14 protein-coding genes are annotated in these 13,557 nt (G+C 55.8%); 7 read left to right on the top strand and 7 right to left on the bottom strand.

The genetic code is table 11. The features are described from left to right. From secD to AC3Y7R_RS14475, 4 genes are read left to right on the top strand one after another with little or no spacing between them, the layout of a single operon-like run. A complete protein-coding gene (secD, locus tag AC3Y7R_RS14460; protein WP_490042757.1) occupies positions 1 to 1,671 on the top strand; it encodes a protein translocase subunit SecD in 1,671 nt (556 codons plus the stop codon). Position 1,672: 1 nt separating this feature from the next. Then, positions 1,673 to 2,641: a protein translocase subunit SecF gene (gene secF / locus AC3Y7R_RS14465; protein WP_490042758.1), complete on the top strand. Its 969-nt coding sequence runs from the start codon at positions 1,673 to 1,675 to the stop codon at positions 2,639 to 2,641. Next, positions 2,634 to 3,386 carry a sulfite exporter TauE/SafE family protein gene (locus AC3Y7R_RS14470; RefSeq protein WP_490042759.1) on the top strand — a complete coding sequence of 251 codons (753 nt, stop codon included), beginning with the start codon at positions 2,634 to 2,636 and terminating at the stop codon, positions 3,384 to 3,386. The genes secF and AC3Y7R_RS14470 overlap by 8 nt, the downstream gene beginning before the upstream one ends. A 4-nt stretch (positions 3,387 to 3,390) precedes the next feature. Further along, positions 3,391 to 3,747, top strand: a complete 357-nt coding sequence (locus AC3Y7R_RS14475) for an Mth938-like domain-containing protein (RefSeq protein WP_490042760.1) — start codon at positions 3,391 to 3,393, stop codon at positions 3,745 to 3,747. Here the strand turns inward: AC3Y7R_RS14475 and AC3Y7R_RS14480 are convergent. Genes AC3Y7R_RS14480 through AC3Y7R_RS14500 form a run of 5 tightly spaced genes read right to left on the bottom strand, consistent with a single transcriptional unit; the run spans position 3,744 to position 8,183 of the window. After that, entirely contained in the window at positions 3,744 to 4,454 is a 711-nt protein-coding gene (locus tag AC3Y7R_RS14480; RefSeq protein ID WP_490042761.1) for an MgtC/SapB family protein, read from the bottom strand. The genes AC3Y7R_RS14475 and AC3Y7R_RS14480 overlap by 4 nt on opposite strands. A 43-nt stretch (positions 4,455 to 4,497) precedes the next feature. Then, complete coding sequence (locus AC3Y7R_RS14485; protein ID WP_490042762.1) at positions 4,498 to 4,932, bottom strand: VOC family protein; 435 nt, start codon at positions 4,930 to 4,932, stop codon at positions 4,498 to 4,500. 27 nt (positions 4,933 to 4,959) lie between these two features. Beyond that, a complete protein-coding gene (locus AC3Y7R_RS14490) occupies positions 4,960 to 5,847 on the bottom strand; it encodes a DUF817 domain-containing protein (RefSeq protein WP_490042763.1) in 888 nt (295 codons plus the stop codon). A gap of 1 nt (position 5,848) precedes the next feature. Continuing rightward, the gene (locus AC3Y7R_RS14495) at positions 5,849 to 7,240 is read right to left on the bottom strand and encodes a tetratricopeptide repeat protein (RefSeq protein ID WP_490042764.1); all 1,392 of its coding nucleotides are present in this window, start codon (positions 7,238 to 7,240) and stop codon (positions 5,849 to 5,851) included. Beyond that, on the bottom strand, positions 7,230 to 8,183 hold the full coding sequence (locus AC3Y7R_RS14500) for a hypothetical protein (RefSeq protein WP_490042765.1): 954 nt from the start codon (positions 8,181 to 8,183) through the stop codon (positions 7,230 to 7,232). Before AC3Y7R_RS14500 ends, AC3Y7R_RS14495 begins: the two co-directional genes overlap by 11 nt. 253 nt (positions 8,184 to 8,436) lie before the next feature. Here AC3Y7R_RS14500 and thyX point away from each other — a divergent pair, with 253 nt between their 5' ends. Next, the gene (gene thyX / locus AC3Y7R_RS14505) at positions 8,437 to 9,348 is read left to right on the top strand and encodes an FAD-dependent thymidylate synthase (RefSeq protein WP_490042766.1); all 912 of its coding nucleotides are present in this window, start codon (positions 8,437 to 8,439) and stop codon (positions 9,346 to 9,348) included. A 41-nt stretch (positions 9,349 to 9,389) separates the two neighbouring features. Continuing rightward, positions 9,390 to 10,544, top strand: coding sequence for a DUF3644 domain-containing protein (locus AC3Y7R_RS14510; RefSeq protein ID WP_490042767.1), 1,155 nt, complete (start codon positions 9,390 to 9,392; stop codon positions 10,542 to 10,544). Positions 10,545 to 10,781: 237 nt separating this feature from the next. Here the strand turns inward: AC3Y7R_RS14510 and AC3Y7R_RS14515 are convergent, their stop codons facing one another. Then, entirely contained in the window at positions 10,782 to 10,991 is a 210-nt protein-coding gene (locus AC3Y7R_RS14515) for a cold-shock protein (RefSeq protein ID WP_490042768.1), read from the bottom strand. Between the two features lie 286 nt (positions 10,992 to 11,277). On the opposite strand from AC3Y7R_RS14515, the gene AC3Y7R_RS14520 reads away from it, so the two are divergent. After that, a complete protein-coding gene (locus tag AC3Y7R_RS14520) occupies positions 11,278 to 11,586 on the top strand; it encodes an arsenate reductase family protein (protein WP_490042769.1) in 309 nt (102 codons plus the stop codon). Between the two features lies 1 nt (position 11,587). Here AC3Y7R_RS14520 and thrS read toward each other — a convergent pair whose 3' ends face one another. Next, the gene (thrS, locus tag AC3Y7R_RS14525) at positions 11,588 to 13,540 is read right to left on the bottom strand and encodes a threonine--tRNA ligase (RefSeq protein ID WP_490042770.1); all 1,953 of its coding nucleotides are present in this window, start codon (positions 13,538 to 13,540) and stop codon (positions 11,588 to 11,590) included. Between the last annotated feature and the right edge of the window lie 17 nt (positions 13,541 to 13,557).

The raw sequence follows: 13,557 nt of genomic DNA on the forward strand, positions 1-13,557 counted from the left end.
ATGCTTCAGATGTCTCTCTGGCAGCGGGTCACGATCCTGCTGACCGTGCTTGTCGGGCTGGCGCTTGCCATGCCCAACGGCTTCTACACGTCGGTCGAGCGTCACAATGACGCCGTGACCTTGCTGGAGGCGGGCACCCCCGCCACCCCAGAGCTGACCGCTGATGCCGCTGGCTGGCCGGGCTTTTTGCCCTCATCGCTGGTTAATCTGGGCCTCGACCTTCGGGGCGGGGCGCATCTTTTGGCCGAAGTGCAGGTCGAGGACGTCTACGAGGACCGCATGGATGGCATGTGGCTGGAAGTGCGCGATACCCTGCGTGACGCCCGCGATACCATCGGCACCATCCGCCGCCAAAACGCCGAATTGGGCGCGTTGCGGGTCAAAATCTCCAACCCTGCGGGGCTGGATCAAGCCATCACGCTTGTGCGCGGCCTTGCCACTCCGGTGGCCAGCCTGACTGGCGTCGGCAGCAATGATATTGAGGTGTCGGGCGCGGGTGACATCATCACCGTGACCCTCAGCGAGGCCGAGCGCCTTGCCACAGATGATCGCACCATGCAGCAATCGCTGGAAATCATCCGCCGTCGCGTCGATGAGGTCGGCACCCGTGAGCCAACGATCCAGCGCCAAGGTGACACGCGTATCCTTATTCAGGTGCCGGGCGTTGGATCCGCCTCGGAGTTGAAAGACATCATCGGCACCACCGCCAAGCTGACCTTTAACGCCGTTGTCGGCCGCACGCAAAATGCCAATGAGCGTACCACTGGGCGTCAAATTCTGGTGCCCTCCGTGGATGCGCAAGAGCAGGGCACATATTACATCCTAGAGAAAACTCCCGTCGTCACCGGCGATGATCTGACCGATGCGCAGCCGGGCTTTGACCAAAACGGGTCGCCCTCGGTCAACTTCCGTTTCAACCCGTCGGGCGGGCGTAAGTTTGGCATCTTCACCGGTGAAAATGTAGGCGCTCCGTTTGCTATCGTGCTCGATAGTGAGGTGATCTCTGCGCCGTCCATTCGCGAGGCCATCACGGGTGGCTCGGGCCAGATTTCGGGCAGTTTTTCAGTGGTTGAATCCACCAACCTTGCGGTGCTGCTACGTGCTGGCGCGTTGCCCGCCAAAATGACCTTCCTAGAAGAGCGCACCATTGGTCCAGAGTTGGGCCAAGACAGCATCGACGCGGGTAAAATCGCCTGCATCGTGGCCTTCCTTGGCGTGCTGGTCTTCATGTTCCTCAGCTACGGCTTGTTCGGGGTCTTCGCCAATATCGCGTTAATCATCAACGTCGGGTTGATCTTCGGCTTGCTGTCCCTGATCGGGGCCACGCTGACGCTTCCGGGCATCGCGGGCATCGTGTTAACCATCGGTATGGCGGTGGACGCCAACGTGTTGGTGTTCGAGCGTATCCGCGAAGAACTCAAGACCTCCAAAGGCCCCGCACGCGCGATCGAGCTGGGCTACGAGAAAGCCCTGTCGGCCATCCTTGACGCCAATGTCACCACATTCATCGTGGCGGTGATCTTGTTCGTGATGGGCTCCGGCCCCGTGCGCGGCTTCTCCATCACGCTGGGCCTTGGTATCATGACATCGGTGTTCACCGCGCTCTATGTGACGCGGCTTATCATCGTGTTCTGGTTCGAGCGCCGCCGCCCTAAAACGATAGAGGTTTAACATGAGACTGAAACTTGTCCCCTCGGAAACCTCATGGGATTTCTTCGGCAAATGGCGCCTCTGGCTGGGCATCTCGGCGGTGCTGGTGATCGTGGGCTTCGCGTCCTTCCTGATCCAAGGCCTGAACTACGGCATTGATTTTCGCGGCGGCACGACGATCCGCACGGAAAGCACCATACCCGTTGACGTCGCCGCCTACCGCGCCGCGCTGGAGCCTGCGGGTTTGGGCGATATCTCGATCACCGAGGTGTTCGATCCGACATTCCGCGATGATCAAAACGTGGCCATGGTCCGCATCGAGGCCCAAGAGGGCGACGAGGCCGTGACCTCCGAGACCATCGCCACCCTGGAAGCCGCGCTGCATACCATTGATCCGGCAATGAAATTCCCGTCTGTGGAATCCGTTGGCCCCAAGGTTTCGGGCGAGTTGATCCAAACCGCTGCCATCGCCGTGGCCTTGGCGATTGCGGCTGTTCTGGCCTATATCTGGATGCGGTTCGAGTGGCAGTTTGCCGTCGGTGCGGTCGTCGCTTTGGTGCATGATGTGATCTTGACGCTTGGCATCTTCTCGGAGATCCAGATCAAGTTTGACCTCGCCATTATCGCAGCGCTTTTGACCATTGTTGGCTACTCGATCAACGATACCGTGGTGGTATTTGACCGGGTTCGCGAGAACCTGCGCAAGTATAAAACCAAGGACTTGTCCGAGGTCTTGAACCTGTCGATCAACGAAACCCTGTCGCGCACCATGATGACCTCGGTCACCACATTGCTGGCGCTGATTGCGCTGTTCGTGCTGGGCGGGGACGTAATCCGTGGTTTCGTGTTTGCCATGATCTGGGGCATTATCGTGGGGACATATTCCTCGGTATTTGTGGCCTCGACGATCCTGCTGTTCCTTGGCGTCAAGCGTGACTGGTCGAAGAAAGACCCCAACGCCGGCGGGCAATACGCCAACATTGATGCTTGATTTACTGGCTCTAGCCCTTGCCCAACCGGGCTTGGGCTGGGTTGTGTGTATCACCATTGTTGCGGGCATCGTTTACGGCTTTGCGGGCTTCGGATCTGCGTTGGTTTTCATGCCAGTGGCAACGATCTTCTGGACGCCAGAACTTGCCGTGGCCACCTTTTCCCTCTCCGCGCTGGCCTCTCTTGTGACCCTTGTGCCGCGCGCATGGGGGCAAATCGACAAGCCCTCAGTTTTGACCATGATTGGCTTTGCGGCGTTGAGTGCCCCCGTCGGTATCTACCTGCTGCGCACCAGTGATGTGACCCATATTCGGTGGGCGGTCATGGGCGTTTCCGCGGTGACCCTTGCCGCATTGTTGAGTGGCTGGCGGCAAAAGGTCTCTGGCTTGCGTCGAACTCAGGCGGGTGTCGGGGTCGCCACCGGGTTTGTTGGTGGGGCCACGGGGCTTGTTGGTCCTGTGATGTTGTTGTTTCAACTCAGTGGCTCAGATCCGGTTGCACGGGTTCGCGCGAACTCTTTGGTGTTTTTGACCTTGAGTAGCCTAAGTCTGCTGCCCAGCATGGCTGCGCAAGGCATCTTGAGCACGCAAGCGTTGGTTCTTGGGGTCCTGCTTTTGGTTCCATACGGCGTCGGCTCCAAATTAGGGCAGGCGATGTTTATTCCGCGCTTTGAGGCGTATTATCGCAATATCGCCTATGGCATAATCGGGCTGGCCATTCTTATGGGGCTGCCAATTTGGGACTGAAAGTATGCAATTATCTAAATCCACCTTTGGTAATATTCCGCCCGTTGACAGCTACGGCCCCGGCTTTTTTCGCATCGCCGGAGAGGTGATTTATGGCGGCGTTCTGCTGCTGCCCACGGGGCAACTTCCTTGGGCCGGATTTGATGATCGCGACACTATCCTGAGCCATGCCAACGATCTCGATGTGCTGTTCATCGGCACGGGTGCCGAGATTGCCCACATTCCCACAGACCTGCGGGACGCGCTGGATGAAGCCCGCATCGGCATTGAGCTGATGGCCACCCCAACCGCGTGCCGCACCTATAATGTGCTGCTGTCCGAGGGGCGGCGTATCGGGGCTGCCCTCATCGCGATGAGCTAGTCCTCTGCTATGCCCCACTCGGTGCGCATAACGCGGGTCTCTAGCGCAATTTGCCCCATGGCGCGCTCGATATCATGCTCCGCTGATCCCTCGCCATGAACGCGGGCCGTAATCTCGGAAACGTCCGCATCGGTGGTGACTTCAATCTCGTGTAGATACAGGTTCTGGCCGCTTAATGTGGCTACCAAATGGGCGCGCATTTCCGGCTCATCCACGCCCAGACATCGCAGCTTCACCTGAAATAAACGGTCCCGCCGCGGTTTTGCCGTGGTCATTGAGTTCACCAAGCGCACAAGCGGGCGCAGGGCCAGATTGATGAACACGATCAATCCGGTCAACACCGCTGCATAGGGCAGGTGGCCCGTTCCCGCCATCATCCCGACCGCCGCCGAGCACCACAGCGTTGCCGCCGTGTTGATACCTTGGATGTTGAACCCGTCGCGAAAGATGATGCCGGCCCCCAGAAAGCCGATGCCCGACACCACCTGCGCCGCCACGCGGGTTGGGTTGATGTCCTCGGGGAACAGCGCCGCGAATGTCACGAATCCGGCCGAGCCAAGTGCCACCAAAGCATTGGTGCGCAAACCCGCCATTCGACCGCGAATTTGGCGCTCCGAGCCAATTATTGCGCCCATGAACAGGGCGAACCCCATATTGATTGCCGCAACCAAAAGCGGCAAATCAAAGTCAGTGAAAATCTGGTTCACGCGGTTGATATCTCCTTATGGGGCTATTTATTACGGGCCTAAACTACCAATGCCCGGTGTTCTCCATCGAGGCCCAAGGCTCTTGCGCAGGCAGGCTCTCGCCCATCTGCAACAGCTCAATCGAGACGTTGTCAGGCGAGCGAATGAACGCCATATGCCCATCACGCGGCGGGCGGTTGATCACCACGCCTGCATCTTGCAACGTCTGGCACATCTCGTAGATATTTTCGACACGGTAGGCGAGGTGGCCAAAGTGGCGCCCATCCGCGGGCAACCCGTCATCGCCGTCCCAATTATAGGTCAGCTCCACATCGGCCCGCCCGTCGGCCTGATCGGGTGGGCACATGAAAATCAACGAGAACCGCCCGGCTTCGTGATCCATGCGACGGCGCTCGATCAGCCCTAGCATTTTGTAAAACGCGATGGATTTTTCCAGATCTTTTACGCGGACCATAGTGTGCAGAAATTCGACTTTCATAGCGGCGGGCTCCTTATGCTTTCGCCCCTAGTCTAGCGTCTCCTGCGCGGAAGGCGAGGCCTTAGCTTCTGGCCGCATCGCGGCGCGCGACAGCGCGTTGCGCGACACAATGGTGACGGTCACAAAGGCCACCCAGAGCAGCAAATACCATGACCCCATTTTGGCAAAGCTGACCATCTGCATCCCCGATTGGCCTGCGTATATCCAAGTGCCGGTCATGGTGCCGACATTCTCGGCAATCCAAACCACAAATGCACATAGAAAAGCCGCCAGAGGCATCGGCATCCAGCGTGGGGCTTGTCCGACGTAAAACCAGATACGCGTGCGCCCGAACAAGATCAGCGACCCCGCAAACAGGCCCAGCCGGATATCAGGCACAAAGTGGTGGGCAAAGAAATTAACGTAGATTAAGGCCCCGAAAAGGAACGTCACCCATAGCGGCGGGTAGGGGGCAAACTGCATCTGAAAAATACGAATGACTCGCGCGATGTAGCTGCCGATAGAGGCATACATGAACCCCGAGAACATCGGCACGCCGCCAATCACAAACAAGCCCGGCTCCGGATAAGACCATGATCCCATGTGGATTTTGAACAACTCCATCGCGGTGCCCGTGGCGTGGAATAGTAAAATAACGCGGGCCTCGTCCCATGTCTCCAGCTTGAAATACAGCATGGCAATTTGCGTGGTTACTGCAAAGATGAACAGCCCGTCATAGCGTTGCATTGCCCAGTCATCTTGCCAAACCAGCTTGGTGCCGATTAACGCAATAAGGAACAATATGCCAAACAAGGCAGCCCAGCCTTGCTTGAGGAAAAACATCACCAATTCGCCCAGCCAGCCTTGCATCCGCGTGCGAATGAAGTCGCCTAACGCGCGCTCTAGGCGGCGGGTGGTGGGTATCGGTTTGCTCATATTAGAAGGTGGACCTCAGACCAAGTTTCAGGCCGAAGTCATCAATGTCAAACTGGCCAAGCGTCGAGGTGCTGCGCTTTGCGGTGACCTCGGCAGTCGGGGCAAACCCCATGTAGTCGAGGTCGTTGAAAATCATCTTGACCGAGGCGTTTACCGTATCATCTTCGCGCCGTGCAAAGGGGGCTTGTGCCCGATCAAAGCTCTTGACCTGATAGCCCAGCGACATCTCCAGCATTGTGCCCGCAAAAATTGGTTTGCCATGGGCATAGCGGATGGTCGCACCCAAAGTTTCTTGCGCCACAGAGGCGGAGGCGGAGACCGTATCGCTGGCATATCCGGTGATCCACATCGCGCCGCCATTGGTCAACCCATGCGCCCAAGTGGCGCTGGTGCTCAGCACATCGGCGGAGCGTAAGTCATTGTCTTGGCGCCATTGTCGCTCGGCTCCAAGGTTGAACGACAGGCTGGAACGCTCGCCCGCCTTGATTTGTCGCCCGATGCCAACACCGGCAAAACGGGTCAGCGCAGAGCCGCCATACCAGTTTTGTCCGGCCTTCAGGTAGAGGCTTGTCGCGCCTTTGTTGTTCTGGTCGGGGCGTTGGGCGGACAGGATCGCGTCCACTTGCTGGAAGGCGTAATCCGAGCCGGAAACGCCGGGAGCCAAGGCCTTGGCGCTGGAGGTGAGTGAGTAGAATTTGGTGTCGAGACCCAAGCTCGCGGTCACGTCCCATGCACCCTTTTTGGGCAGTTTGTAGGATAGCGTGGTGCCAAAGGTGTACTCGATGCCTGACAGGGCCTGCGCGTCGCCGCTAATGGCAAAGGGCAGGCCGACAATCTCGATGGTGTCGGACTTCGAGCCGTTGTTAATGTTGCTCGACGGGGCCACGGATAGATCAAACCGCAAGGCCACCGGGCTGGTGCCACGTACAAAGCGCAGATCGCGCACGGCAGTGTTTTTGAGTTTGTCATTCGGGGCCGCGCCCGCGGCACGGCGCAGCCATAGCTGGGCGCCGATTTTATTGCCTGAGGATGAAACTGCCTGCGCGGTTAACATGGCGGCGGTGAAGCGATCTTCCGGGGTTTCGGCAATCCGCCACGCACGTTTTCCCGCCTGTTTAGCCGCTTGGCTATTCTCCAAAAGGCGCTCGGAGCGCGAAAGGATGAGCAGCGCTTTGACATCTTCCGGGTCACGCTGAAGCAGAGCTTGGGCGATTGCCTTGGCGGCTGATGGTTGCTTTTGCGACAACAGGCGAAAGGCCAGATCCCGGCTCTGCGCGATAGAGACGACGGCGGGGTCTGCTTGCCCCACGGTTGCGCTTGGATGAATGAATGCTTGTGCAATCAGCAGTGCCCGCGCCCCCCGCGCAAAGCCCCGCAGTATTTTATTGGGCAACCAGCAAAACGCCCAACTCACGCACCGGAAGTCCGGGGGTGGAAGGGTCACCCGGGTTTGCGCCGGGGGTGGAAGGGGTGGTGCCGTTGAGAATGACATAGGCAGCTATTTCATTCCCGGTCGGACCTCCGAAAACGCCCTCCCAAATGCCAGTCAACGAGCTATCGGTAGAACTGGCAGTGCTCTCGCTGATGGTTTGTGTTGGCCGGTCAATCAGTGCCTCGGCGAGGCTGACGTTGGTCAGGCTGCCCAAGAGATTGCCGTTCACGTCATAGACGTTGCGATTAAAAATAGAGCCAACAATATCGCCGGTCACATCAAAGTCACCATAGTCCACGCGCACAGTCGCGTCGCCTGTGACCAATGTAATTCCCGGAACTGTGCCGGTGGTGTCTAGGTCGTTGTCGAGTTCGCGAATGCCGGAATAAGAGCCGTTGTAGTTGAAGATGCCAGCAACGGGCAGGGCCACAGGCGTGCTGGAGCGGCGAATTACTGCGCCCGCGTTGCCGATAGACCCGCGATATTGGGGAGACGCGACAACGCCGCCCTCCACATCCCTGGTCGCGGATTGATTGAATACGGCGAAGTACTGAAGGCGCCCTTCAAGATTGCGTTCGGTATTTTGGTACAATCCCCAGCCATTTGGAAGGGTTCCGGTGCGGTCATATTCGCCAGTGGTCGTGTCGAATGGGACGTTGTTGATGACCAATTGGTCATCACTCGGGTCGGCCGCATCGTTCTCAATAAATTCGATGGAGTTGGCGACCAGCCCTAGTGCTCTATCAAAGGCGAATTTTTGACCGGTGGTGGTGTTCGGGTCGGTCGCGTCAATGTCACTGTCCACCGTCCCGCCAGTAACCGGATTCGAGCCTGATCCGCCACAGGCGAGCAGGGCGGATACAGAAAGAATGCCAAGGGCCTTGGCTACGGTTTGAACGATCATGAATATGGCCTCACTGCCCGGAAATTGCGCTTATGCGTATTTGAGGTCGAAAATCCGTCGAGAAAGGAAAAAAGTCAATGTCGTTCAGGGCCTAGGCAGGGGCGAATTGCGGAGTGTTGCTAAACAATCGCCTATATCTTCGATGAATTGGTCCGCGCTCGTGAATAATGATAACATCATCTTGATGTAGCCCCCTATTTTGACGCAATATGTGGTTTCAATCCTAGATTCCCTCAGACGCGGAGCCACGCACATGCCCATTTCCCCCGATCAAGCGCAGGCCATTGCCGATGCGCGCTCGCAACAACACACCACCATGCGCGCCACCGTTCCGGGGATGGAGCAACACCTCTATACCGCCCACGAGGTTCTCGACCACGGCTTTATCCGCGTCATCGACTATATGGGCGACGATTCTGCTATCTGCCAAGCCGCCCGCGTCTCCTACGGCAAAGGCACCAAGACAGTGCAAAACGACGAGGGCCTGATCCGCTACCTGATGCGTCACTGGCACTCCACCCCGTTCGAGATGTGCGAGATCAAACTCCACGTCAAATTGCCCGTCTTCGTGGCGCGCCAATGGATCCGGCACCGGACTGCCAACGTCAACGAATACTCTGCGCGTTATTCTATCCTTGATCGTGAATTCTACATACCGGCTCCTGAACATATCAACGCGCAATCCGTCGTTAATAACCAAGGTAGGGGTAAACAGTTAAACCCCGATGAATCCGCACGCGTTTTGGAAATCCTCAAGGCTGACAGCACCCGCGCCTATGACAATTACGAGGCAATGATCTCAGATGATGGCCAAGACGGCCTCGCGCGCGAGTTGGCCCGCATGAACCTGCCCGCCAACATCTACACGCAATGGTACTGGAAGGTGGATTTGCACAACCTGTTCCACTTCTTACGCCTGCGCGCCGACAGCCACGCCCAGTACGAGATCCGCGTCTACGCCGATGCAATCTGCAAGGTCGTCGCCGACTGGGTCCCCGCCGCCTACGGCGCGTTTGAGGACTACCGCTTAGGCGGCGCACAACTGTCCGGCAAAGCGGTAGACTGCGTCCGCCGCATGATCGCAGGCGAGGAAGTAACGCAAGAAACCTCCGGCATGAGCAAAGGCGAATGGCGCGAGTTTAAGGGGGTTGTTGATGGCAAATAAAAAGTTATTCTCAATGCAAATAATTACATTGAGAATATTTTTTGGCTGTTCAAAAAAAAGGGGGCTCGCTTAACGGCCCAGAAAAGAAAATTGTTAAACGTCTGCTTCAGAAAAAATGGCGAAATCAAGATATTCAGGCCATTGTGAATTTTGGTAGAAAAGTGACAATAAATAGCGCGCGCATTACGGGCGTTAAAAACGACGTGACTCAAGGCATGGCGTCGGATGGAGATGTGGAGAGATTTCTTCGTATTAAGCGCAGTTACAACCCGAAGACAGGTTTGAATCAGTATGAGCACGAACGGCTGATTAGAGCTAGGGAGGCTATGATCTTAGCTGTACAAGTTTTCAATAGCCCAGCCCATTCCTTCAAGTCTGAGTTGTTTTGTGTCCTAAGCAATATAGCATGGACCTATTTGTTTCATGAGTATTACCATAGGAATGATGTGGAAATTGTTAAGGAGAATGGGTATTCGATTGCTTTGAGCGAAATGATTGCGCGCGAAGATTGTCCAATCTCTGAAGGCGTACGTTTGAATCTGCAAGATGTTAAGCGGTTAAGGGATAAAGTTGAACATTCTATGCTCGAGCAAAGTGACAGTTTGTGGGGGGGGGTGTTTCAAGCGAATTGTTTAAATTTCGATAAACTGTTGTGCGAATTATTCGGCCCTGAGGTTTCGCTGCAAAATGAACTTAGCTTTAGCCTCCAATTCGCCAAGCCTGGCTTGGAGCAGCTTAAAGAACTCATTCAACACGATATCCCCCCCTCAATTCAAGCTTTAAATAGAGAGATGATGGACGCTAAGACTCCGGAGCAGAGGGAGGATATCGAATATCAGTTTTCAGTTATATACTCGATAGTGTCTTCTTCGAAATCCAAGGCTCATGTTCAATTTGCTAACCCTGAATCCGCTGAAGGGAAAGAAATTGCCAATGTCTTAGTGAAGCACAAAGCAGGAGACGACCTTTACCCTTACAAAGCATCAATAGTCGCAAAGATGGTGGGTAAGAAAACAGGAAAGTCTTTCCCTGTGACGTCTCATACCAAAGCATGGAAAAAACACAAAATTCGCCCTGAAGGTAATGCACCAGATCCTACAAAGACGAATGGAACATATTGTATGTATCACAAAGCCCATGGCGATTACACATACTCCAAGGCTTGGGTCGATCGGCTGATTATAGAAATCGGCTGATTATAGAAGTAGAGAATTCTTAGCAATCTGTAGGGGCTCATTGTCTCACCATGCGCGCCCGATCCATCCCCGCCGCGCGATGACATAATGGCGGGGTGAACCCCACCCCACACACTGCCCGACGAAAAGCCGACGCTTTGCTGACCCTTTGCAGACAGCGAAATCACCGCTCAAATCCCACAAAAAAAGCCCACCAAAACGGGCGGGCTTTTGGGTGTTTATGCGTCGGTGGATCGCTTAATCCAAAGCAACCAAATCGCCCGCCGAGGCGCGTCCGTCGCGGCCCTCGATCATGTCATATTGGATTTTCTGGTCGTCGCGAAGTCCGGTCAGCCCGGCGCGCTCGACGGCAGAAATGTGCACGAAAACGTCCTTGCCGCCATCATCAGGCGCGATAAATCCGAAGCCTTTGGTCGTGTTGAACCATTTTACGGTGCCTGTGGCCATTCGCGTATCTCCCTCATAGACCCGCCCGCACTATGCGGCGGCTTGGTGTAGCAGTGTATTTCAAGTTGGGCATCTGCTGGGTAGAAGAAGGCCGAAAACCGGAATCTGTCTCACAAAGAATAGACTAAGCGATGATTGAAAAACTTCAATGACAGATATTTAACTAACAATTAACGCCGCCTTTCCACTAAGTAAGGTGTTGATCTACAAGTACTTCCCATAGGCGAGTTATGGACAATTATTGTGTCGAAGCGCATAAAACGTTGGGAATCAAAGGGGTGATATGATGAAACTTTACGGAATAAAGGCCTGTGATACGTGCCGAAAAGTGCTGAAATTATTGCCACAAGCAGAGTTTATTGATGTGCGTGCAACCCCGTTAGAGCGCGCTGATTTACAGCGGTTCTTGGATGCTTTTGGTGACGCTTTGGTCAACACCCGCTCCACCACTTGGCGTGCAATGTCGGGCTCCGAGCGTGCTGCAGACCCCATAGATCAGCTCTTGGCCAACCCCACATTAATGAAGCGCCCAGTTATTGATAACGGGACGCTTCATTTGGGTTGGGGCAAAGATGTGCAGGCCGCCTTGCTTTAATCTAGCTGGGTTTCAAATCCGGTGGGCAAGCCTCTGCACGCAAGGTTTCGATCAGCGCGCTTAGCTCTTCCACATTCGTGCGTTTCTCGCCCAAACGGCGCACGGTCACGGTGCCGTCTTCGACTTCCTTCTTGCCCACCGCCAAGATGACCGGAACCTTGCCGACCGAATGCTCGCGCACCTTGTAGTTGATCTTCTCGTTGCGAATGTCCGCCTCGGCGCGGATGCCAACAGCTTTCAAAGCTTCAACAGTTTCAAGCACATATGCGTCGGCGTCGGACACAATCGAGGCCACAACAACTTGGCGCGGGGCCAGCCAGAACGGCAATTTACCCGCGTGAGTTTCGATCAAGATGCCAATGAACCTCTCAAAACTGCCCAGCGTCGCGCGGTGCAACATATAGGGGCGATGCTTCGCGCCATCTTCACCAATATAGTTGGCGTCAAGGCGCTCGGGCAGGTTCGGATCAACTTGGAACGTGCCGCATTGCCACTCACGCCCAATCGCGTCGGTCAGCTTAAAGTCCAGTTTGGGGCCGTAAAATGCGCCTTCACCGGGATCTAAAGTATAGGCGTGCCCAGTGGCTTTGATGGCATTTTCCAAAGCGTTTTCAACGTGATCCCACGATTCTTCGGAGCCGACGCGCTTCTCTGGGCGAGTGGCGAACATGATCTCAAACTTCTCGAACCCAAGGTCTTTATAGACCGAGGCCAAGAACTCGATGAAGCGGGCGCATTCGCCCTCGATCTGCTCTTCGGTGCAAAAGATATGCGCGTCATCTTGGGTGAAGCCGCGTACGCGCATGATGCCATGCAGCGCACCGGATGGCTCGTAGCGGCTGCACGAGCCAAATTCGGCCATGCGCAGGGGCAGGTCGCGGTAGGATTTCAGCCCTTGGTTATAGACCTGAACGTGGCACGGGCAGTTCATTGGCTTTAACGCGTTGATGGATTTCTCGCGGGCGTGTTCTTCGTCGACTTCGACGATAAACATGTGCTCTTGGTACTTGTCCCAGTGGCCTGATGCTTCCCATAATTTGCGGTCTACAACCTGCGGGGTGTTGATTTCAACATAGCCACCAGCGCGTTGTTTGCGGCGCATGTAATCTTGCAAAGTGGTGTAGATGGTCCAGCCGTTCGGATGCCAGAAGACCTGACCCGGAGCCTCTTCTTGCATGTGGTACAGGTCCATTTCACGACCCAGTTTGCGGTGATCCCGTTTCTCAGCTTCCTCTAGGAAGTGTAGGTATTCTTTGAGTTTTTCTTTGTTCTGAAACGCTACACCATAGATGCGTTGCAGCATTGCGCGGTCGCTGTCGCCGCGCCAATAGGCCCCTGCGACAGACATCAGTTTGAACGCATCGGCGGGAACTTGACCCGTATGTTGCAAATGCGGCCCACGGCACAAATCTTGCCACTCACCATGCCAATACATGCGCAATGGCTCGTCGCCGGGGATGCTCTCGATCAGCTCTACTTTGTAAGGCTCGCCATTGTCTTCGTAGAATTTCACTGCCCGCGCGCGGTCCCAAATCTCGGTGCGAACGGCGTCGCGCAGGTTGATGATCTTCTTCATCTCTTTCTCGATGGCGCCAAGGTCTTCCGAGGAAAACGGCTCGGTGCGGTCGAAATCGTAGTACCAACCGTTGGAAATAACCGGGCCAATAGTGACCTTCACATCTGGCCATAAAGACTGCACTGCGCGTGCCATGATATGCGCCAAATCGTGGCGGATCAGCTCCAGCGCGGGGGCTTCGTCTTTCATGGTGTTGATGGCGATCTTGGCGTCGGCTTCAATCGGCCAAGCCAGATCAAAATGTTCGCCATCCACGGTCGCAGAGATGGCCTTTTTGGCCAGCGAGGAGGCGATGGAGGCGGCGACCTCGGCAGGGGTGATACCCGCCTCGTAGTCGCGCGAATTGCCGTCAGGAAAAGTTAGGGAGATAGAGGCCATTGCTTGGCTCCTCGTCA

The organism is Litoreibacter sp., assembly GCF_058136045.1.

Excerpts from the sequence above, each read along its gene's own strand:
- secD (WP_490042757.1), top strand. The coding sequence starts at position 1 with ATGCTTCAGATGTCTCTCTGGCAGCGGGTCACGATCCTGCTGACCGTG.
- secF (WP_490042758.1), top strand. The coding sequence starts at position 1,673 with ATGAGACTGAAACTTGTCCCCTCGGAAACCTCATGGGATTTCTTCGGC.
- AC3Y7R_RS14470 (WP_490042759.1), top strand. The coding sequence starts at position 2,634 with ATGCTTGATTTACTGGCTCTAGCCCTTGCCCAACCGGGCTTGGGCTGG.
- AC3Y7R_RS14475 (WP_490042760.1), top strand. The coding sequence starts at position 3,391 with ATGCAATTATCTAAATCCACCTTTGGTAATATTCCGCCCGTTGACAGC.
- AC3Y7R_RS14485 (WP_490042762.1), bottom strand. The coding sequence starts at position 4,932 with ATGAAAGTCGAATTTCTGCACACTATGGTCCGCGTAAAAGATCTGGAA.
- AC3Y7R_RS14490 (WP_490042763.1), bottom strand. The coding sequence starts at position 5,847 with ATGAGCAAACCGATACCCACCACCCGCCGCCTAGAGCGCGCGTTAGGC.
- AC3Y7R_RS14500 (WP_490042765.1), bottom strand. The coding sequence starts at position 8,183 with ATGATCGTTCAAACCGTAGCCAAGGCCCTTGGCATTCTTTCTGTATCC.
- thyX (WP_490042766.1), top strand. The coding sequence starts at position 8,437 with ATGCCCATTTCCCCCGATCAAGCGCAGGCCATTGCCGATGCGCGCTCG.
- AC3Y7R_RS14515 (WP_490042768.1), bottom strand. The coding sequence starts at position 10,991 with ATGGCCACAGGCACCGTAAAATGGTTCAACACGACCAAAGGCTTCGGA.
- AC3Y7R_RS14520 (WP_490042769.1), top strand. The coding sequence starts at position 11,278 with ATGAAACTTTACGGAATAAAGGCCTGTGATACGTGCCGAAAAGTGCTG.
- thrS (WP_490042770.1), bottom strand. The coding sequence starts at position 13,540 with ATGGCCTCTATCTCCCTAACTTTTCCTGACGGCAATTCGCGCGACTAC.